23 protein-coding genes are annotated in these 22,233 nt (G+C 36.6%); all 23 read right to left on the reverse strand.

The annotated features are described in order from the left end of the window. Window positions 1-16: 16 nt before the first annotated feature. Window positions 17-751, reverse strand: coding sequence for a DsbA family protein (locus tag KKC17_04460; protein ID MBU1039443.1), 735 nt, complete (start codon window positions 749-751; stop codon window positions 17-19). 18 nt (window positions 752-769) lie between these two features. Continuing rightward, on the reverse strand, window positions 770-1,342 hold the full coding sequence (locus KKC17_04465; GenBank protein ID MBU1039444.1) for a DedA family protein: 573 nt from the start codon (window positions 1,340-1,342) through the stop codon (window positions 770-772). A gap of 2 nt (window positions 1,343-1,344) precedes the next feature. Further along, on the reverse strand, window positions 1,345-2,802 hold the full coding sequence (gatA, locus tag KKC17_04470) for an Asp-tRNA(Asn)/Glu-tRNA(Gln) amidotransferase subunit GatA (protein MBU1039445.1): 1,458 nt from the start codon (window positions 2,800-2,802) through the stop codon (window positions 1,345-1,347). A gap of 4 nt (window positions 2,803-2,806) precedes the next feature. After that, window positions 2,807-3,085, reverse strand: coding sequence for an Asp-tRNA(Asn)/Glu-tRNA(Gln) amidotransferase subunit GatC (gatC, locus tag KKC17_04475; protein ID MBU1039446.1), 279 nt, complete (start codon window positions 3,083-3,085; stop codon window positions 2,807-2,809). Between the two features lie 53 nt (window positions 3,086-3,138). Beyond that, window positions 3,139-5,145 carry an NAD-dependent DNA ligase LigA gene (gene ligA, locus KKC17_04480; protein MBU1039447.1) on the reverse strand — a complete coding sequence of 669 codons (2,007 nt, stop codon included), beginning with the start codon at window positions 5,143-5,145 and terminating at the stop codon, window positions 3,139-3,141. Window positions 5,146-5,211: 66 nt separating this feature from the next. Next, window positions 5,212-6,051 (reverse strand): hypothetical protein, encoded by an 840-nt coding sequence (locus tag KKC17_04485; protein ID MBU1039448.1) that lies wholly within the window; start codon window positions 6,049-6,051, stop codon window positions 5,212-5,214. A 2-nt stretch (window positions 6,052-6,053) separates the two neighbouring features. Beyond that, window positions 6,054-6,665: a type II secretion system GspH family protein gene (locus KKC17_04490; GenBank protein ID MBU1039449.1), complete on the reverse strand. Its 612-nt coding sequence runs from the start codon at window positions 6,663-6,665 to the stop codon at window positions 6,054-6,056. After that, window positions 6,655-7,290, reverse strand: a complete 636-nt coding sequence (locus tag KKC17_04495; GenBank protein ID MBU1039450.1) for a hypothetical protein — start codon at window positions 7,288-7,290, stop codon at window positions 6,655-6,657. The genes KKC17_04490 and KKC17_04495 overlap by 11 nt, the downstream gene beginning before the upstream one ends. Before the next feature lie 63 nt (window positions 7,291-7,353). Next, window positions 7,354-7,920 carry a type II secretion system GspH family protein gene (locus KKC17_04500; protein ID MBU1039451.1) on the reverse strand — a complete coding sequence of 189 codons (567 nt, stop codon included), beginning with the start codon at window positions 7,918-7,920 and terminating at the stop codon, window positions 7,354-7,356. Between the two features lie 10 nt (window positions 7,921-7,930). Then, window positions 7,931-8,686: a prepilin peptidase gene (locus KKC17_04505; protein MBU1039452.1), complete on the reverse strand. Its 756-nt coding sequence runs from the start codon at window positions 8,684-8,686 to the stop codon at window positions 7,931-7,933. A 50-nt stretch (window positions 8,687-8,736) separates the two neighbouring features. After that, window positions 8,737-10,497: a DUF2723 domain-containing protein gene (locus KKC17_04510; protein MBU1039453.1), complete on the reverse strand. Its 1,761-nt coding sequence runs from the start codon at window positions 10,495-10,497 to the stop codon at window positions 8,737-8,739. Between the two features lie 87 nt (window positions 10,498-10,584). Beyond that, complete coding sequence (locus tag KKC17_04515; protein ID MBU1039454.1) at window positions 10,585-11,064, reverse strand: prepilin-type N-terminal cleavage/methylation domain-containing protein; 480 nt, start codon at window positions 11,062-11,064, stop codon at window positions 10,585-10,587. Window positions 11,065-11,132: 68 nt separating this feature from the next. Then, window positions 11,133-12,341: a type II secretion system F family protein gene (locus KKC17_04520; protein ID MBU1039455.1), complete on the reverse strand. Its 1,209-nt coding sequence runs from the start codon at window positions 12,339-12,341 to the stop codon at window positions 11,133-11,135. 9 nt (window positions 12,342-12,350) lie between these two features. Then, window positions 12,351-13,427, reverse strand: a complete 1,077-nt coding sequence (gene tadA, locus KKC17_04525) for a Flp pilus assembly complex ATPase component TadA (GenBank protein ID MBU1039456.1) — start codon at window positions 13,425-13,427, stop codon at window positions 12,351-12,353. Between the two features lie 59 nt (window positions 13,428-13,486). After that, window positions 13,487-14,035, reverse strand: coding sequence for a type II secretion system GspH family protein (locus KKC17_04530; protein ID MBU1039457.1), 549 nt, complete (start codon window positions 14,033-14,035; stop codon window positions 13,487-13,489). A 3-nt stretch (window positions 14,036-14,038) separates the two neighbouring features. Continuing rightward, a complete protein-coding gene (locus KKC17_04535) occupies window positions 14,039-14,416 on the reverse strand; it encodes a response regulator (GenBank protein MBU1039458.1) in 378 nt (125 codons plus the stop codon). Window positions 14,417-14,418: 2 nt separating this feature from the next. Continuing rightward, window positions 14,419-16,173 (reverse strand): Flp pilus assembly complex ATPase component TadA, encoded by a 1,755-nt coding sequence (gene tadA / locus KKC17_04540; GenBank protein MBU1039459.1) that lies wholly within the window; start codon window positions 16,171-16,173, stop codon window positions 14,419-14,421. Between the two features lie 14 nt (window positions 16,174-16,187). Continuing rightward, window positions 16,188-16,712, reverse strand: coding sequence for a hypothetical protein (locus KKC17_04545; protein ID MBU1039460.1), 525 nt, complete (start codon window positions 16,710-16,712; stop codon window positions 16,188-16,190). A 6-nt stretch (window positions 16,713-16,718) separates the two neighbouring features. Beyond that, window positions 16,719-17,036 (reverse strand): hypothetical protein, encoded by a 318-nt coding sequence (locus KKC17_04550; GenBank protein MBU1039461.1) that lies wholly within the window; start codon window positions 17,034-17,036, stop codon window positions 16,719-16,721. A 5-nt stretch (window positions 17,037-17,041) separates the two neighbouring features. Then, window positions 17,042-17,668: a hypothetical protein gene (locus tag KKC17_04555; protein MBU1039462.1), complete on the reverse strand. Its 627-nt coding sequence runs from the start codon at window positions 17,666-17,668 to the stop codon at window positions 17,042-17,044. Between the two features lie 3 nt (window positions 17,669-17,671). After that, the gene (locus tag KKC17_04560) at window positions 17,672-18,682 is read right to left on the reverse strand and encodes a hypothetical protein (protein MBU1039463.1); all 1,011 of its coding nucleotides are present in this window, start codon (window positions 18,680-18,682) and stop codon (window positions 17,672-17,674) included. 7 nt (window positions 18,683-18,689) lie between these two features. Further along, window positions 18,690-19,757, reverse strand: coding sequence for a type IV pilus assembly protein PilM (pilM, locus tag KKC17_04565; GenBank protein ID MBU1039464.1), 1,068 nt, complete (start codon window positions 19,755-19,757; stop codon window positions 18,690-18,692). Window positions 19,758-19,848: 91 nt separating this feature from the next. Then, the coding region (locus KKC17_04570; protein ID MBU1039465.1) for a hypothetical protein at window positions 19,849-22,233 on the reverse strand (2,385 nt) is incomplete at its 5' end.

The raw sequence follows: 22,233 nt of genomic DNA on the forward strand, positions 1-22,233 counted from the left end.
CTTTGCTAAAAAATTTTTATTTTTTTAGATCCTCTTTCAAAATCGCTGTAATTAATTTTTCCCAAACTTCTAAAGGCAAAACTCCTTCTACTTTACGACCATTAACAAACCAAGCTGGCGTGCCTTGAACCCCAGCCTTTAAACCAACTGCCAAATCCTCTTCTATTTCTTTAACTATTTTCGGATCATTCAAGCAGGCCTTAAAATTGTTCATATTCAAATTTAAATCAGTCGCCAAATTAAGATATAAAGAATTTCCTAATTCATTCTGCCGATCAAATAACTTGTCATGATATGGCCAAAAATTATTTTGCTGATAAGCGCAATTGGCCGCTTGAGCGGCCGGTAAAGCCTGTGGATGTATACTACTAACCGGAAAATCTCGATAAATTAACCTTAAACCATCTGGATATTTTTCTAACAACTGCTTAGCAATACTATAAGATTGCCGACAAAAAGGACATTCAAAATCACCGAATTCGACTATAGTAATAGGCGCATAAGCCGGACCTAAAGAGGGATCATCTTGGCTTATAACTTTAACTTGGCTAATTGGAGGTAAATTACTAGCCTGACTACCAGACAAAGATTCGGTCGTTTCCGAAGATAAATTAGGCTGACTTAACCAAGAAAAACCCAACCAAACAATTGCTAGTAAAATTACCAACCACCAAACAATTTTTTTATACCAAGGTTTTTTAATATTAATAATCGGGTTATCTACCTGCTGAGTGGAAAAATTATTAACCATATTTTTTAATTTAAACAATTAACTCTGATTTCTTAAAAAACGTTTAAATAAAGATTGGAATAAAATTATTAGTATTAAAACTAATATCAAAGATAAAGTTATATCACGCAAAACATGTTTCATTAAATAAAAACTGGCCCCTAAAATCTTACCCAAAAAAACAAATAACATTGACCACAATAAACTGGCTGGCACATCTACTTTAATAAAATCTCGCCAAGACATTTTAGCCAAACCAGCCACAATAATTGAACTATGACCAAAAGAATAGATGAATTTAGTTAAAAACAAAGTTTTTTTACCGTTCTTGTTAAAATGCTCCTCCATTTTGTTTAACCTAGCTGGTTTTAAAAAAAACCACTTACCGTAGCGCTCTATAAATTTTCTACCCCAATGACGAGCGGCAGCAAACCATAATAAATCACCGACTATCGCGCCAACGAAAGTTACGCCAATGGACCAATAAAAATTCATTATAAACAAAGAAGACAAAAAGCCGGCAGCTAAAGGAAAAATTTCGCCTTCCACTACTACACCCAAAAACAATATTAAATAACTATAAGACACTAATAACTCCAATAACTGATCCATAACTAATCTAATTTAGGAAAATTAGCCTGCCAAGGCACTGCTTGTTCGTAAGCTTTAGCTAAAGATAAAATTATTGATTCTTGCCAGTGTCGGCCAATTAACTGCCAACCAACAGGCAAACCATCAATTAAGCCACAAGGTAAGGAAATGGCCGGTAAACCGGCAATATTAGCCGGCACAGTATAGACATCTTCTAAATACATAGCTAAAGGATCCTGATTGCGACTACCAAAAGCAAAAGCTGTTGTGGGCGAAGTAGGAGCAGCTAAAGCGTCAACCTCTTTAAAAACCTGAGTAAATTCTTTTTTAATCTGTTGGCCGACTTTAACAGCTTGCTTATAATAAGCTTCATAATAACCGGCTGATAAAACATAAGTACCTAAAATAATGCGCCGTTTAACCTCAGCACCTAAGAAATCTCCTCTGGTTTTAATATATTTACTAAACAAATCGTCAGCTACTTGAGACTGCCCATACCTTAAACCATCAAAACGAGCCATATTAGCGCTTATTTCCGCTGGAGCCAAAACATAATAAGTTGGTACGGCATACTTAACTGTTGGCAAACTAACACTTTGCACCTGGACCCCCAAACTAGTTAAAACATCTATAGCCTGACGAACTGACTGAGCCACTTTTTTATTCAAACCGTCACCAAAAAATTCTTTAGGTACTCCCACCCGCAAACCTTTAATGGATTTTTTCATCTCTGAAGATAAATCAGATAAGGGATAATTAACTGAAGTAGCATCGTGCTTATCTGGACCGGCAATCACTTGCAAAACAGCAGCCGCATCATCAACCGTCCTAGTCATTGGGCCGATATGATCTAATGAGGAAGTCATGGCAATAAGTCCATAGCGAGAAACCCGGCCATAAGTCGGTTTAAGTCCAACGATGCCACAAAAAGCCGCTGGCTGCCTAATTGATCCAGCAGTATCACTCCCCAAAGACAAAGCACACTGCCCCGAAGCCACAGCAGCAGCTGAACCACCAGAAGAACCGCCTGGCACATAATCAAGATTCCAAGGATTACGAGTCGGCCCAAAACCAGATTTTTCATTAGAAGCACCCATAGCAAACTCGTCACAATTGGTCTTACCTAAAATTATAGCGCCAGCCGACACTAATTTTTCCACAACCGTTGCCTGATAGGGAGGCAAATAATCTTCCAAAACTTTAGAAGCGGCCGTAGTCTTTATACCTTTGGTAATAATTACATCCTTAATAGAAACAGGCACACCAAATAAAGGTGTTAGTTTCGCTCCGGATTTTAACTGATAATCTAATTCCTCAGCTCGCTGGATAGCCTCAACAGCTGTTACTGTTAAATAGGAATGCACCTTATCATCAGTTTTTTTTATTCTAGACAAATACCACTCCACCACCTCTTTAACCGAAAAATGTCTAGCCACATAGCCCTCTAGTAAATCTTTAATATTTAAACGACTAAAATCCATAATATTAATTTTTAAAAACCGGCGGCACCACCAAAAAAGGTTGCTCCTGGTCAGCTGATTGCCCTTTAAGTAATCCTTCTGTGGAGTCAAAGGGCACAACTTTGTCCCCTCGACCAACTGATTTAAAATCCTGAGCAACTAGAGTGTCAGTTATTTTAAGTTCTTTTAACTGGTCTAAATAACCCAAAATAGCCTCTAAATCTTTTTGATAAACTAGGGCCTGTTGATCAGTTAACTCTAAACGGGCCAATTTAGCTAAATGATGAATATCTTTAAGTTCCATAATTTTTAGTATAAACGATAGACAAAATTAAGAATAGAGCTTAAGTAAAAAATTTAACTTCTTTTTACTATTTTTAAAAATTCTTGCTCATTAATTATTTTAACACCTAATTTTTTAGCGTTAACCTGCTTACTACCTGGTTTATGTCCAACCACTAAATAATCCGTCTTAGAGCTTAAACTATCACTAACCATTGCACCAGTTGATTGTACTAAAAACTTAGCTTGCTGACGCGATAAATGGCTTAAAACACCAGTAAAAACAAAGACCTCCCCAGACCGAGGCCCAACAGAACTAATCAATAAATTGATCGGCTCAACCCCCTTAGCTTTTAATTTAGTTAACAATTTTTTTGAATCTGATTGATTAAAATATTCAGCCAAACTGGCAGCCACGACGTGCCCAATTTCTTTAATTTTTAAAAAATCTTCTTGGCAAAAATTTAACAACTTCTCCAAACTACCAGCTTGTAAAGCCACCTGCCGAGCGGTAATTTGCCCAACATGTCTAATACCCAAAGCAAACAAAAAATTATCCAAAGGTATCTTTTTTCTGGCAGCTATAGCCTTAAGTAAATTATCCGCTGATAAATCGGCAAAACCAGGTAACTGACTTACCTTGTCGGCTGATAAACTAAATAAATCACTTAAATCTTTAACTAAACCAGTTTCTAATAATTGATCAATAATCCTCGGCCCCAAACCAACGATATCAAAGGCCCCTTTAGCTACAGCATGACGCAAACTTTGGCCTAAAACAGCCGTACAATGACTATTACCACAATAATAAGCTACTTCTCCTGAAGGCTTATTTATTTTAGAACCGCAAGAAGGGCAAGTAGAAGGCATGCTAAACACCTTTTCCTGACCGACTCTTAATTTAGGTAGAACTTTAACAACATCTGGTATAATATCACCAGCTTTTTGTAAAATAACAGTATCACCCACCCGAATATCCAATCTTTTTATTTCATCATAATTATGAAGTGTGGCCCGTGAAACAGTGGTACCAGCCAATTTAACCGGCTCTAAAATAGCCACTGGAGTAAGCACGCCAGTCCGACCAATCTGAATTATTATATCCTTAACTTTAGTAGTAGCTTGTTCGGCAGGAAATTTAAAAGCTAACATCCAACGATCGGCTTTACCTACACTGCCTAAAATTTTTTGCTGTTTTATGTCATTCACTACTAAAACAACACCATCAGTTTGATAAGGTAAAATAGATTTTTTATTTTGCCACACAGTTAAATAATCTACCACCTCTTTAGTCCCTCGTAAAATCTTAGAATAGGGATTAGTTTTAAAACCGTATAATTTCAGCCAATCATGAACCTGACTATGTTTAGCCTGACCTAAATCAGACAATATTTCAAAAGCATAAAAATCCATTTTTCTAGAAGCCGCCACTTCCGATTGTAATTGACGCATCGTACCGGCAGCTAAATTCCTAGGATTAACAAACAAAGGCAACCCTTTAACCTGTTGCATCTTATTTATTCTCGCTAATTCTTTAAGACTAATTACCACTTCACCTCTAATGTCTAATCGCTCCGGCCAAACTAAATCTTTTGTTGTTTCTAAACGCAAAGGAACTCCCTCAATAGTTCTAACATTAGCCGTAACATTTTCTCCAATTCGTCCATCACCTCGAGTTACAGCACTAATTAATAAACCTTTAACATAAGTTAAAACTATAGCCAAACCATCCATTTTCAATTCCCCATAATATTCTGTTATCTCAATTTTTAAAATTTTTTCATTCCTCTCCTGCCAAGCTTTAATTTCCTCTAAATTAAAGGCGTCTTCAATAGATAAAATCGGTTGACTATGCTTAACCTTAACAAACCCCGGCAAAATTCCTCCCGCCACCCGTTGGCTGGGCGAATCAGAAGTTATTAAATCGGGATAATAATTTTCTAGTTTAACCAATTCATGCTTTAAAGAATCCAAAGCTGCCTCTGATATCTCCAACTTATCCAAAACATGATACTGATAACGATAATGATTTATTACTTGGCGTAATTTATTTATTCTTATTTTAGCAGCCGCTTTATTCATAATAATTAAAAACTAATCCCAAATTACTAAAAGGTTCTTATTCTGTGCTTTCCTAGGTCAACTAATTTAATAACAATCTGAAGTAAAACCAGTTCCCTTAAATATTGAACACTGGGAAAAAATAGCATAATCAAAAACTGCTGCTTGTGGTGGTAAAGCCGGCAAAGTAACTGACAAAGATTGTTGAGTATTAGCTAATCGACCAACTGAAGTAACAATAACACGTCCAGGTAATTCATAAATTTCTCCCACCCCATTAGGCTGGCGAAAAGCTTGGACAGTTAAATCACAAACATCACTATACAAAGCTCTTAAACGTAAACGATAGTTAACAAAGCTAGGATCCAAATTAATAACCACTCCACTAGCTTGGCTGGAAGAAAAATAACGACGCTCCACATCGTAATCAAGTGTCGCTGCACCCAACCAAGCTGACCAACCTACTTCCAACCATTCACTACCGGCTCCCGGACAGGAGTTTACATTATTATCCCAAGATAATTTTATGGATTGAGCTTTAACTGCACTATCCAAAGAATCTTCTGGATTAAATAAATCTATTTGCCGGCTGTCATTCTTTTTAAGAGTAATGATTTCCGAAGATTCACTTAAAACACTCGACCGCCACCAAGTTGCTTGGTTACCAGCTAACACTACGCTACTTGATTGACTAACTACCAAATCAGCACCTTTTTTTTGTTCCAAACGCCATAAATAAAGGCCCTGCTCCAAACCACTTTCCGCAGCATAATAAGCAGCTTGACTTTGATCACTAACAACACTAACTCGTAGTTGTCGTAAAACCAAACTACCAACAGTTAAACTAGTTACCAAAACACCAGCCAAAACTAACAAAGATAAAAGTAAAACCATACCGGCCGGTTGATTGTTTTTTAATATTTTCATATTTAACGTAAATAACTCCTGGTTAAAGCCGTGGTCTGCAGAAAAAAAGTAGCCGGCAAACTAGTCCCCAAGGTTGGTATAGCCTGACCAGATAAGGTAATAGTTATCCTCGGCTGTTTATTAGTGGAACTACTATCCAAAAAAGGATTGGCTGAAGGAACTATATAAAATCGCACTGCTACCAAAATTACATCATCAGATAATAAAGGATCCCAAGTTCCACTACTACCACGAGAAATTTCCAAACTGGCGGGCTGGCCAGCTTGAGCTTCTACAAAACGATATCTAACCGTTCGACCGGTATTATCCAATAAAGCCAAAACCGACTGAGCCAAAACTTGACCAGTCAAAGGGTCTTTTAAATCAATTGTTGGCACTTGTGACTGGTAATAATCATAATCAATTAAACCCTGCTGAACGTCTTTAGCAATTGACTCCATAACAAAACGCATATCACGCTGAACAGCTTGACTAGCCACCAAAGACCGCTGAGATCTAGTTATAATGAAGAATATATCAGTCACTAATATTACCACTATAGAAAAAACTCCTAAAACTACCACCAGTTCCATAACGGTAAAACCAGCCGAATTTTTATTTATTTTAGGGAGCATAATTATCGTAAGAGTAACGCCAATTATATAAAAAATTTTCCAAAGTAATAACATGACTACCGTGTCTGGACCAGCGAACTTGGGAAACTACCCTGACGCCAATCTGATTATAGCCAGTTTGGCAACTACCAGTCGAACTTATTTCAATACCACCTATCGCCTCTCGACAAATAGCATAAATAGTCAATAATCTTGAATAAAAAGTCGGACTGCCAGTTATTACAGTACTACTCTGTCTAAATAAAGAATTTTGATCACGCCAAACCACACTTACAGCTTCCTCCAGATTATTAGCGGTAAAATCAAAAGACCACTCAAAAGTAACCGGATCCAAAACCGGAATAACAGTTAAATCCCCAGCACTCGCTAGTTGTCCATACCAACTATTACTGGAACCTTGAAGCCAAGAATCATCTCGCAAACTTCTAACTGCCTCTATACCTTCTCTGGCTAAATTAGTAGCCAACAATCTATCCTCCGCTTCAGCGGCGGCTCCAAAGGAAGCTGTTGTTAAACTCATTATCCCTAATAAACCAAACAAAATTATACCTATAGCCATAGTCACCTCTAAAAGACCTTGACCAGCAATATTTTTTTTATTATTACAATAATTAAACAAAAACATATACTAACTTAAATAATTTTTTTCTTAATCAATTCAATTTTTAAATCAAAACGCTTAAACATATTATTGAGTATTTACTTGTCCAGAAGCCGTGCTAACCGTAATTAATTTAGTTTCACCTGTTTGAGAATGTCGTAAGGTGATTTCCAAAGTTCCACCATTTAGTAAACCATCTAAATACCGAGCCGCTTGGGGCGGACGATAAATAAAATTCGACAAATTACTAGATTGACTGGTTTCACCTTGACGAACAACTAAATTTGTTATGGTTACATTAGTCGACAAATTATAATTACCAGTATCCACTAAACTATCACCACCAAAAGAATATAAGCCATTATCATCTAAATCAGCAAAAAAAATCAGCCGTCCAGGATTACTTAAATCAAAATTCAGACCATAACCGCCAGCGGGCACAAAACCGTTTATGGTTTGACCAGCTAAAGCGTAAACCTGAGCTTGCTGCAAAAGTGACACTACCAATAAACTGCCCTGCCGCAAATCATCCTTTTGCCGTCCGCGACTAAAATTACTCAAAGTCAAACCAGTAATCACAACAAAAATCGATACTGAAACTAATAAATCAATGATAGTAAAACCGCCAAATTGATTTTGATAATTTTTTGTCATGATTTTATTTTTAAAAACCCAAATAACCAAAATACCAACTTGCTAAATTATTTCCCCAGAACCAAGCCACCCAAGTGCTTAAAGCCAAAAAAATACCAAAAGGAATGCGACTTTTCCTATGCCATTTTTTTTGACTAAGTAAAATTAAACCAATCAAAGCGCCAGACCAATAAGCCAAAATAAGAGCCACGGCAGCGGCTTTTAAACCCAAAGAAAAGCCTAACCAAATACCTAAACGGATATCACCAGCTCCAATCCAAGCTCCCTTGGAAATATAATACTGCAAAGCAAAAAAACCAGCGGCCAAAGCGGCCCCAGCCAACAAATTAAGCCAAGAAGATTGTCCGCGCCACAAATTAATCACTAACATAACAACTGCCCCACTCAATGTTAGTACATCAGGTAAAACCTGGTGGCGCCAATCAAACACAGCTAAAACTACCACATAAAAAGTCAAAACTAAACTGGCTAACAAATAGCCAACTGATTGTCCTGTCACCATAAAACCAACAGCCAAAAATAATGTTGCCGTTATGATTTCTACTACAGGATATTGCCAACCAATCGGTTGTCCACAAAAAAAACATTTACCCTTAAGAACCAAAAAAGAAAAAACGGGAATATTATGATACCACCTAAGATTGCTATGGCAATGTAAACAACGGGATCGACCCAACAAAGTCTCACCTTTATAAAGACGGATAACTACCACGTTTATAAAACTGCCTATAGCTAAACCTATTAAAAATAACAGCATCATTAGCATACTAATATGATAGCAAATTAGCCCAATATTGTCGTTTTATTATTAAATAATCATTTAAGTTGATTAAGATACTCTCGCTGTTTAACAAACCGCCAATAATCTTTAGAAAATAGCTCATTATCCAAATAAATAGCTTCTTGTAAAAAAGCTTGGGCTGGCTGAGGCCTACCCAATTGCCACAAAGCTAAAGCTTGACCATAAAGTAAGTGGGCCAAATAGTCCTGTCCACTATAATAAAGCAACCTAGGTTGGGTCCAAATTTCCGGCGGCAATAACCAAACAGCTAAATCAGCTTGATTTGCCTGATCCAAAGAAGCAAAAATACGATAAGCATAGCTATCCTGCCGACCGATTAAAAAAATATCATTAGGTGGTAATCTGGTGCCATAAAGCGGCCGGTTGGTTAAATAAGCATAACGCCATAAATTTAACCAATAGTCTGTTTCATCCTTGGCCTCATTAGGCAACTGAAAAGGAAAAATTATCTGACCATCAACCACTGTAACATCCGGCCTCGTTCTTTTAACTAATTTTTGGTAAGCAATCGTAAACAATAAACTATCATTGGCATAATCTTCTCCCCAGATAAACAAAATTGCTTGCGGGGCTAGACCACTTAATAATTTTTCAGCGTAAACTTCCGGCCAATAATCAGCCTGGTAATTAAGTTGCCAAAAATTATTATACCAACTAACCACCGGTAAAGATAAAATAATAATTACAGCCAGCCACACCTGGAACTGTTTTTTAGACAAACTATTGTTTTTAACCAACCACTCCTCTAAAGCCTTAATGGCCACAGCCACTAAAATAGCTAAAGCTAAAATCGCGCCGCTCCAATAAACGCTATAAGTAAAAGCCACTCCTAAACCCCAACCATATTGTCTTAAAAAAACTGCTGGCAAAATTTGACTGACCACCACGGCTAATAAAAAAATAATAGTTTTACCGTAAGTTTTATAACCAACCACCAAACCTAAAAATAAAATCAATAAAATCGGCCAACCAAAACCAGTTAATAAATCCAAAATAAAACTGCCAATTAAACCCGCTTTAAAACCAGTTAAGGCCGACCAACCGATATCATTATAACCCAAACGTAAAACATGGTGCCAAAAACTAAACCAATTATCCGCTTGTCCCCAATTCAATAAAGGGTTTTGAGCTGCCCGCCAAGGCAAATAAAGATAGACTAATGAAGCCAAAAAAAAGACACCTAGTAATCTTAAACGTCCTGCCAAATCAATCATCGTCCAAAATTTATAATAATAAACCACCAAAATAGGCCAAAGCCAAATAATCAACAAATGATTCCCAGCAGCCAAACCAGCTAATAGAGAAGTTACATAAACTAAATAACTAGAACCACTTTGCTTAAAACGAGCCGCTAAATAAATAATCATGGCCAATAATAAAACATGCAAACTATAAACCTCAGCTACTATAGTTTGTGACCAAAAAGCCGGCCAACCAGCCAACAACCAAGTAGCTACCAAACTACCAATTGATCCAGCCCCCCACCAACGGGCTGCTTTATAAACAAAAGCCAAAGCCAAAACTGCACAACCAATAGAAAAAAGATTAACAGCCCAAGGTGTTAAACCAATTAAACTAGACCAACTTCTAGCTAGTAAAACATATAAAGGATAACCGGAAGGATGGGGTATACCCCAAGTTAAAACTGCTGTGGTTAATTCTGCTGAATCTTCCAACTGAACAGTTGGTGCAACTGCCTGCCAATAAAAAATTAAAGGCACTAACCAAGCCAGTATAAAATAAATATTGTCTAAATTTAATATTTTCTTAATCATGCTTCTATTTTATAAATAGACCATATAAAAGGGCAAAATAAAAACCCCTAGTCTCGAGCTATGGGTTTTTATTTTAACATTACTGAATTATTTCATACCAGTCGGTGAAGCTGTATGAGCACCAGAGGCTAAGCCACCAGTTACACCTTCCAAAGAGAAAGTAATCTGATAACTTTCCGTGCTGGCCGCACAAGTGGTTGGTGCCGCTGAAGTAGTACTACAATAAAGGTAAGAAGCTCCACCTGGGGTCGGATTAGATGGGATCTGACCCATATAAATATTGGTTGCACCTGTCGTGCTAGAAGCAAAACCTGTATTAATCAAAGAAAGCATACTACCTGAACCTAAAGCTGTGGCTGTACCTACCGAAGGATAACCGTTCTGATCGCCATAATAGAGCTCCAAAGCTGTTTGCATTTGTTTAATATCGGCCACTCTCTTAGCGTCACGTGACTTTTGACGAGCCACATTAAGACCAACCACTGCCAAGGTGGACAAAATACCGATAATGGCAATAACTACCAATAATTCAATTAAAGTAAAACCTTTTCTGTTTTGGTTTAACATTGTCTCACCCCCTTCCTTATTATTAACATATTATTTATTATAACACAGTTTAGACATTTAATCTATATTTAAAAACTACCGGCTAAATTATAAAGGGGTAATATTATAGCCGACACCATTACACCGACAGCCAAACCCAAAATAATCATTATTAACGGTTCAACCAAAGTTACTAAATTAGTCACTTGGTTTTCCACCTCTCGACCGTAAAAATCTGACAAACGACCTAAAATTTCTTCCAAACGTCCGGTTTTTTCACCTACCACCATCATTTGCGAAACCATAGCTGGTACAACATTAGATTGTAAGAATATGGTTGATACTGAATTTCCCTCTTCTACTTCTTTAATGGTAGCTTTAATCATGTCTTTAAAAACCTCATTACCCACGACATCGGCTACCACATTAAGACTGCGAGTTAGGGGCACTCCTCCTTGCAACAAAGTCCCTAAAGATCTGGTAAATCTAACCAAATAAATCTTTTTAAATAATTGGCCAACTACTGGTAAACGTAGCTGAAAACGATGCCAAATCATGCGCCCAGAACCAGTTTGCGTTAAAAATCGGAAAATAACCACTAAAATAGCAATGATTATTAAAAGTAACCACCAACGGTTTTGTAAAAAACTACTACTGCCGATAAGTAACCGAGTAGAAAAAGGTAAAGCCGTCTGTGATTCTTGTAAAATACTGGTTAATTTTGGTACTACAAATACCATCATAACAAAACCGACTATTACCAAACCAACTATTATAAAAGCCGGATAAGTCATGGCTCCTTTTATTTTACTCATCAAATCATAATTTTTTTCTGCTTCATCGGCTAAATAATTTAAAGTATCATCCAAGCGACCACTCGTTTCACCCGATTTAACCATATTAATGTAAAAATCACTAAAAGTATTAGGATATTTACCTAAAGCAGCCGACAATTTAGAACCACCTTCCACTTCATCAGCTACATCGGAAACCACAATACGTAAGGCCTCATTTTCCGTTTGTTTAACAAGAATATGTAAACTTTCCACCAAAGGTACGGTAGCAGCGGCCATAACTGCTAATTGGCGAGAAAAAATTACCAAATCTTTAGTTTTAATTTTATTAAAAAATTTAAAACCTATATCCAACCAATGATGGCTGGACTTTTCTTGCAAATAAAAAGGCGTAAAATGGCGATCGGCTAATATTTCCAAAGCATTGGTTTCATCAGCCGCTTCTACTGTACCGCTTATCAAATTACCTTTTAAATTTTTAGCTCTATATTCGTAAAGTGGCATAAATAATAATTATGAACGACGTAAAAATGAACTAAATAATTCTTTATCATGACTATAAGCCAAAGCTTCTTCTTCCATTATTTCACCCGTTTTAACCAATTCCGCCAAATTATAATCAAATGATACCATACCTTCATCGCGCGACACCTGCAAAATATTATTCAATTGGTATAATTTACCCTCTTTAATAATGGATCTAACTGCTGGACTACCAATCAACAATTCCGTAACCGCAATTCGACCACCCCCTACTCGAGCCACCAATTGCTGAGACAAAACTCCAAGCAAAACTTCACCCAATTGCTGACGCATCCCTACTTGTTCATCAGGCAAAAAAGAAGCTACTAAATGCTCTAAAGCTTTAATAGTAGAATCAGACTCGCTGACGATTACCACTAATTTACCAGCCGCTGCTAAAGTTATAGCTTTGGCGGCAATTTTAGCTTGAGGTACTTTTGACAAAAAAACTACATCGCAATCCTCCTGGGGTAAGGTATCAAGAGCTTCATCCCAACTTCTAACATCATTACCTAATTCACGTTGATCTATTACACTTTTATTACCCACGAATAAATATTCTATAGGATCCTCGATAGTTATAACATGCCGAGCTGTTTGGTTGTTTATTTCCTGAATTAAAGCAGCTTGAGTAGCCGACCGACCCGAAGCGTACGGTCCACTAATAATAATTAAACCGCTATCGGTTTTAATTATTTTTTCTAAAATTACCGGCAAACCTAATTCTTTTATATTTTTTATTTTTACCGGAATAAACCTAATGGTTAATTCCGGTAAATTCTTTTGATAAAATAAACTCAACCTAAGTCGAATACGATTAGCAAAAGTATAACCAAATGTTAACTGCCGTTCGTTGGTAAATTTAGTCCGTTGATCTTCTGTCAACAAAAAAGACACAATCACCTCCAAATAATCAGCGGTAACCACCGGCTGATCAGACAAAGTTTTTAATTCTCCATCTAATCTAATTATAGGAGAACTGGCCGCCCGTAAATATAAATCTGACGCCCCCTGACTAACTAAATTACTTATTAATTGTTGAAATAAAGCTACTTCTGAAGCAGACATAATAAATTGAATCCTAATTTCTAAATACTAAAATATTAAATTATCAATAATTCCTTAGACTAATTCTCAAACTTGCCTGTTACCCACTCCATCTCATTTTGCCAATTTCGATCAGGGCAACTCCAACCTGGACTGTTAAAATGCGAACCTTGGCTGGCTTCCAAATCCGTTATACCTAAAACATAAAAAGATTTTCCAGCTGGGCAACCTTCAATACCTACTGTCGGATTATCCGGCACATAACGATAATAACGATAACCATAACAAGTACCAGTCTTCAAAGGATCTTCCGGTGGATCTTCCAAAACATTAGGTAAACTGCCCTGCATAAAAGATAAAGTCTTATTACCCACATTCCAACCACCACAACCATTGCCATTAGTATCTGGATAGTGCCTATTTTTATCATAATATAGCTCCAAAGCAGCCTCTATCTTCTTCATATCAACTAAGCGTTGGACATCTATGGTCTGACGTCTAGTTTTATCAACCGCCACCATAGCCACAGTTGATAATAAAACTATAATTGATATAACAACCAATAATTCAATAAAAGTAAAGCCAGCTGAATAACTATTTTTTTTAAAAAAGAACTTTTTTGAAAACATAAACTACTTAAGCTTTATTTGCCGATTAACAACTGCCACCACCTCGGAAGGCAAAAAGTGAGCCTTAATTAAAAATTCAACTGCTCCTAACTCTTTGGCTTTTTTAACATCAGCTCGATTACTTAAATTAGTTAAAACAACAACTGGTATATCTTGATTAATCGGCTCTTCTTTTAAAGACTGTAAAACCTGCCAACCATCTTCTTTAATCAAATCTAAATCCAGCAATATTACAGTCGGTTTTTGTTGTTTTATTTTTTTTAAACCATTCAATCCGTCAACCACCGCCACCGACCAACCGTCTTGACTAAATTTGTTTTGATAAAGCCGGCTCAAAAAAATATCATCTTCTATTATAATTATCCAACGATCATTAACCATATTTAATCCTTGGTTACAGTTAAGACCTCTTCCAAAGTAGTTAACCCTTGTAAAACCTTAATCAAGCCATCTTGTTTTAAACTCAAAATACCCTGCTTTTTATATTCTTCCTTAATATCGTTAGGTGTAAAAGGTTTAACTATTAAATTTTGTAAACTAGTGGTACCAACCAAAGCTTCCGAAATAACTGTCCGCCCTTTATAACCTGTAAAATCACAACGATTACAACCCTTACCTTTTTTAAATACCCAAGGCTGGTTTAATTCTTTAATTTCAATATCCGACGGTAAATTAGTTAATCCTTTTTTCATTTCAATCAACATTTCTTCTGGTACTTTGATTTCTTCCTGACAATAAGTACAAATCTTTCTAACCAAACGCTGGGCAATAATTATATTAACAGTTGAACTAATTAAAAAGGGTTCCACATGCATATCTATTAAACGCGGAATAGCTCCTGAAGCATCATTGGTATGCAAGGTAGATAACACCACATGCCCAGTCAAAGAGGCATGAATAGCTAACTCAGCTGTCTCGGTGTCACGTATTTCACCAACTAATATGACATCTGGATCTTGACGTAAGATTGATCTTAAACCAGTGGAAAAAGTATATTCAACTTCCGGATTAATCTGTGACTGATTAACACCTTGTAAATAATATTCAATCGGATCTTCTAGGGTTATAATGTTAACATCTTCTTTATTTAAAATATTAAGAGCGGCGTAAAGTGTCGTTGATTTACCCGAACCAGTCGGCCCAGTTACTAGTAACATCCCCTTGCTTTTAGATAAACTCTCTTTTAACAAACCCATAGTCTTACCCCAAAAACCAAGCTCTTCCAAAGTCTTTACTCCAGTAGTGGTATCCAAAATACGCATAACCACCTTCTCACTGTTTAATAAAGGCATAGTAGAAACACGAAGATCAATCGGCCGATTAGCCACTTGTAATCTAATACGTCCATCCTGCGGTATTCTGGTTTCGTCTATTTTTAAATTAGCTAATACCTTAATACGCGACACAATAGCCGTATGAATATAACGTGGTAAAACTATAGAAGTATGCAAATCGCCATCTATTCTATAACGCACCCGTGTTTCATCTTCGTTAGGCTCAATATGAATATCTGAAGCACCACCCTCCACAGCATGGCGTAATATAACAGCTACCATTTTAGCTACTGGCGCTGACTTAACAATTTCCTCAAAATTTCCTTCCTGATTATCTTCATTGGCTGATTTTTTTTCCTTACTTTTATCCTGAAACTTATCACCAGCCAAATTCAAAGCCTCAGTTACCTCACTGGTCAAGCTTTCATATTGTCTAACCGCACTTATAAAGCCTTCAGCTGAAGTAAGGTAATAATGTAAATGCCATTTATTTTCTCGAGCAATATACTCAGCCGCTTCAACTGCTTTATAATTTCCTGGGTTCACCAAAGCTACCGACACCTCCTGACCAGTTTGTTCAAATACCACAATTTGATAATTTTCTGCTATCTCTTGGGGTATTAATTTTATAACATCGATCGGTATAACATGACCAACTAAATCCTTATAAGGCATACCAAAAAGTTGCGCTTTGGCCGCCATGATGTCTTCTAATTTTACTAAATTACTAGATCGTAAAACTTCTTCCCAATTTAAACCACTCTCAGCCGCCTCGGCTTGCAATTGTTTAAGCTGATCAGGTGTAATTTTTTTATTAGCTAACAAAATATCAGCTAAATCTAAACTAACTTGTTTTTTCGCCATGCCTTTTTAATTATTTATTTAAGACCGCTTTCGGTTAAATAATGCAAACCGGCTGATAAATCATTGTTACCTTTCTCTAAACAAAAAGCCACGTTATAACGATCAGCCTCCACTAGGCCAACAAAAGAATAATTACACGGCTGGCAAGCTTGACCAACCTCATCAACCAAAGGATTAAAACGACAAACTGATTTGGCTAAGGGATCGTTTAAAAAACTAATACCCGGCATAAAATCTGTCAAACCAGCCGAATCTTTGTCTGAACAAGAACTAACCGCTACTGGAGTTTGCTTAATACATTTTAAAGATTTAAAACCTTGTTCACTATAACGATCATTATATAAAAGTAGAGCCTTATTCAAATTTATCATGTCAGACAATCGACGTCCGTCTCTTAATTTTATTCGCGAATTAGCAATTAAAATCACAGAAATAACAGCAATAACTCCCACTACTGTAAAGGCGATAGCAAATTCAAAAGTTGTAAAACCTTCTTTTAAGATAACTAATCGGTTTTTATTTTTTCTAACTAGTGTCATAATTTATTACCGATTGGTTGGTTTAATCGGACTATTAACCGGTAAACTAAAAGGATCACTGCGACCCACCTTATCAGCCTGAACTGGCAAAGAACCAAAAACTTTAAGTTGAATAAATCGATTATCCTCTAAAACATCACTACCCAATTTTAATTGGTCACTTATTTTACTAGGACGCTGAGCCGGCCCAACCATTTCTGTTTGATTATCTGCCTTAGTAAAAAAATTAAAATACAACAAAGCAATTATCACCAACCAAATTACCAAAATTAACGCTATTATTAAAATAATTTTTTTTCGACTATATTTTTTAGGCACTAACATATTGATTAAGGCAAATATAATGTCTTAAAATTAAGTATATAACCACTCTGAACTCCAGTTGAACTTTGACTGAAAGTTAAAGAAGTTAACTCCACCAACCGAATACTCTCGGCGGCGGCGGCTACAAATTTCTTAATTTGCTCATAAGAGCCTGATCCCAAAGTAACATTAATCTGTAAACTATTAACCTTAAATGGTAATCCCAATTCTTGACCAGCATTACTTTCCACCCGACCTCTAACCTGCCCTTCATCGCCACTCCCTATAAAATCTATACTTTGCATCACCAGTCCAGCCTGTTTGGCCAAACCTTCAAATTGAGCCAATAATGTAGGTATATCCCGCCCCTTTGGCAAAACCAAATTTATCCTCTGCAATTCACTATCATTTAAATTTTGATATTGCTGATTAATTTTTTCAATTTGGGTGATATCTATTTTTATTTTATCTTGCGCTTCTATAATTTTGTCAGAATTTTCTATTTGAGACAAAGAATTCCATAAGGGACGCACAGCTACCAGCCAACCAGCTAACAATATTATAAAAACCAACAAAGGCGCTATAATATTAATTTTTTGCACCCAAGTATTAGGCTGACTAATAGTTATTTTAGCTGGATGTTTGGTAGCCATAATTTATTTAACACTAACTGAAGCTGGAGTGAAAAAATCCGGCGCCACAATAATAAAAGAAAAGCTCACATTAGTAATCTCGTCACCAACCTTTTGTATGCGCAAATTAATCACTTCAACTTGCTCAACACTTTTGTTAGAAGCAAACACTTTAAACTGTTTGGCCACCTGAGTATAATCGGGTGCTAAACCAGCCAAAGTTATCCGACCACCGCTATCACCAGCAAAACCAGTAAAAAAAACATCCACTACTGTATTCTTTTCCAAAAATTCAAATAATGGCGCCCAGCTTCCCCGCTTGTTTAAAATAGCTCCAATAGCTTGAATTTTAGTTTGAAAAAATAAAGATTCTTCAGCTTGAAACCTCAACCCTTCTAAATTATCTTGTAAAACTATTAACCTGTCTTGTTCCAGTAAACTTTCATTTTTTAAACTATTACGATAGTAAAACAAAAAACCACTACCCACCAAAACTAAAACAACAGCTACCAAACTAGAACTCCATATTATGGATTTAGCCCGAGTAATGGACCGACCTTGCTCTTCACTGGGTATTAAATTTACTTCGGGTAAATTAGCCAGTAATTTACTTTTATTAAAAACTTTATCTTCAAAGGGTTCAGATTTTACATCATTAATATTGGGTTTCAATTTAACATCTGAAATAATATTCAAATCTCTTTCTACGGGAAGTTTAGATACCTTAGGATCAGCCCCTTCTTTATGAATAGTCTCCGGCCTAATTTCCTTAATTAAACTGGGGTTTTTAAGAGGTTTATTTTCCAACTGACTGGCGGAAATTGCAGCTGAACGCCTAAACCAGTTGGTTACTTTTTTCCACCAACTAAATTGGCTCGCCTTTTTAATAACCAAACTATCACTTAGATTTTTTTTAACCTTATCAGGCTGACTAAACTCCATAGGTTTACTAGGAACTGTCTTATTTTTAAGACGTTCTTCTTTTTCTAAATCTCTTTTATTCTCCGGTAATAAATTTATACTATCGTCAAACATAACAAATTTAAATTAATTCACGCATAGCTAAACCAATAGCGCTAGCAAACTGAGGACCAATTTCATCTAAAATTGGTTTCATTTCTGTGGGATAACTTATCTGTGCCCACGGGTCACCAACATAAACCTTAAGCTGAAAAATATCAGATAAATAACTATCAAGTCCAGGTAAAAAAGATGAGCCACCAGTTAAAATTATTTTGTCTATACCTTTAGGAGACTGACTTTGATAAAGATTAAAAGTATATTTAATTTCATTAATAATTGGGCCGATAGTATTTTCTATAGTTTTAATTATTCCATTATTACCACTACTACTGGCGGTGGTTAAACCAATGTCACGTTTAAATTGCTCAGCTCGCCTTAAATCAATATTCAAACTCCGGCCGATAGCTTTAGTAATTGTAAAACCACCTACATCAATACTGCGACTTAAAATAGGTATACTATTTTCGATAACCGATATATCAGTGGTCACGGCCCCAATATCAACTATCATAATAATTTCATTACTACCGCCAACCAAACTTCTTTCCAAAGCAAAAGCTTCAGTTTCCAAACTTAATAATTCTAACTCAGCTCGTTTAAATATTTCTAAATAACGCCTAACCACATTCTGTGGAGCAGCCGTTAAAAGAACTCTAATATTTTTAGTTTCTTCGCTCGGTTTATCTACTTTATCACTCAATATTTTCCAATCTAATATCATTTCTTCCACTGGCAAAGGTACAAATTTTCTAGCTTCCAATTTAACAGCAGCAGCTAATTCTTTGGGTGACATGGTCGGCAAACTAATCACCGAACTAAAAACAGTAAAACTTGGTAAGGCTGAGACAGTCTGCTGACTTTTGGTTTTAGCTCGACGACAAATTTCTTTAAGGGTCGCCACAATACGTTTAATATCTTCTTCCGAATCAGCCTTGGTAAAATCAATCGACTCCTCAGCTCGACCATAAGTAAGCAGACGAGGAACGTTATTCGGCCCAGCTGTCAATTCTACTAATTTTATACTAGCAGTACCAATATCAACACCTAAAAAAGATTTCTTTTTACCTAATAGGCTGTCAAAAATCATAAAATATTAAAATGATTACTTACCAGACCCTGCAAAATTTAAAAGTTAGGTTTATTATAGCAGAAAAAAGCCTTTCTGTCCAAAAATAACTCTAAGGTGTTCTTAATCGCCAAACCGGCAAAGTTGATAATAAATCAGTAAAACCAGGTGGTGTATTAATAAGTACTCGTCCATCAGCAATAACTTGTTCCGACGGTTGTCCAGCCGCACTAAAAGTTCTTTTAAACTCAAAACGCTTAGCAATTAAAGCTCCGTAAATCCTTAACTGTACATCACTGGCCCCACTGTAAAATACTCCTCCACCGCTACTAGTGCCAGCTATATAATAGGTCCCAACTATCTTAGTAATAGCTGGCGCTACAGTGACATTACCTAATACTAACCAACCAACCGAGGCTAAATTCCTAATAGTTGAACCAGCTAAAGGAGATTGCTCATAAGATAAGTCCCCTCCCGTTATATTAAGATTACCGTCGACTATTATTAAACCAGCGCCACTCAATTGTTCTTGAGCATTCTTAAAAATAATCGGCGCATCAACTGTTAAAGATCCTTTAAAATAATAAATCTTGCCAGCTAAATCTACATTACTGCCTAAGGTTACGCTAGACAAACGAGGATTAGTAGTTGTATCAAAAACCCGAACAGTATAACCGTACCAATTAGCCTGACCATCAACCACAGAGGCGCCAGTTGAAGTATGAGTTAATTTATAATAATCAAATTCACCAACCTTAGCTTGGCTACTACTAGAAGTATTGGGGTAAGATAAACTGCCAAAATTCGGTTGTAAATAATCGCTAGTCGTAGAAATAAAATTTTGAATTACCCTAGGCTGAACCTCGCTACCACCACTCAATATCAAATAAGTGGCATTAAAACTACCACTTGGCGGAGCATACTCAGATTTAATATCGCCACCTGAATATATATTGCCACCCTCAACTGATAAATAAGGTTGCCCACAACTGGTTACTAAATCATAACGTAATTGATAACCGGTTTGTCCACAACCACCCGCACCAAAAACTATCTGGTTGGTTGAATCAGGTACTAGCCCAGTCAAAGGTACAGCTGGAGAAATTTGTCCGTTACTTAAACTGCCAGAATAAACACTAGCAGCACTGCTACCCACTTTAGCCTGCGGATTAAGCGTAGTTGGCGACACACAAACACCTTTAAAAAATATAGTCGGCGGATTATCTATACCCAAAGAACCTGAAGGAATATTAAGGTTTAAAACACCACCATTGCTAACTGTGGCATAAGAAGATGAACTAGGATAATAAATCTGCTCTGTATGATTAATGGTAAAAGGCGTTAAACTACCACCAACCGACTGATCTAATCCATCATAAACTTTAACTACTAAATACCAACTTGAACCGACTAAAGCACATTTGGCATCCCAACTAAAAGAACAACTCCAAGTATTACCCACTTTGGAACAAGTGGTTGAATTTATATTATTGGCTATTAAGGTGGCACCAGTTAAACTCTGTGGCGTAGTATTAATGTATAAATCAAAAATTAATTGAGAGCTATCCATATCTGTTACCTGCCAATTTATATTAGCTTCAGCATTCACATAACCTTGGCCAGAGGGCACAGGAGTGGTAGTGGCTGAATCCACTACTGGCAGTGAATTAACTGTAAAATTCCAAACTGGACTTAAAACCGGACGACCCGGATAAGTCGGCTGAGCTGATGGCGTATCATTAGAACTAACCTGCCACTGATAAGTCGCCCCCGACTGTAATATTCTGGTCTTGGGTGTACCATAAACTACTGGATTTTGTTGATTAGCTAAAGCTGTCAAAGTGCCATCCAAATCACTGCCAAGATTAATCGCTTGATTAGCTCCGGAAATATAAACTTTATATTCCAAACCATCCGTTAAATCTGTATCTCCGCCATCCCAAGATAAACTAGGTTCCAAAGAAGCTGTACTACCACTGACTGGCAAAGGATTACTGGGTATATTAGGCGGATTATTTACTCGATAAGTCGTACTACTATGCCCGTCCCCACCTGGATAAGAACCCTGGTTACCAGCATTATCAATGGCTCGCGCCTGAAAATAATAAATTGTCTCGGTTATTAAAGTAACCTGTGGTAAACAACCTGTACCAAAAGTAATAGAAGACTGAGCTGGCAAAATGCCTGTTTTGCAATTTGTCCAAACTCCTCCACTACCAGCTTTATATTGTAAATCCCAAGTGTTAACGCCGCTATTTGTTTGGGGCGATAACGGATAATCCAACAAAGAAACTGACGTAAGCCAGGGTCCACCCTGAATTGTTCCAGGCGACGAAGCTATAGCGATAGGAATTTGATTATCAAACTGATAAGGATTGGAAGGACCTAAAGTCGAGGGGTTATTTAGGGTATCTTGACCCCATAAATATAAAACATGCGAGCCTTGGGGCGAAGAAATAGTTTGACCGTTAGTATAAATCGTACCAACTGTGCTAGA

The sequence above is a fragment of the Patescibacteria group bacterium genome (assembly GCA_018817715.1).
Lineage (GTDB): Bacteria > Patescibacteriota > Patescibacteriia > Veblenbacterales > UBA10138 > JAHITT01.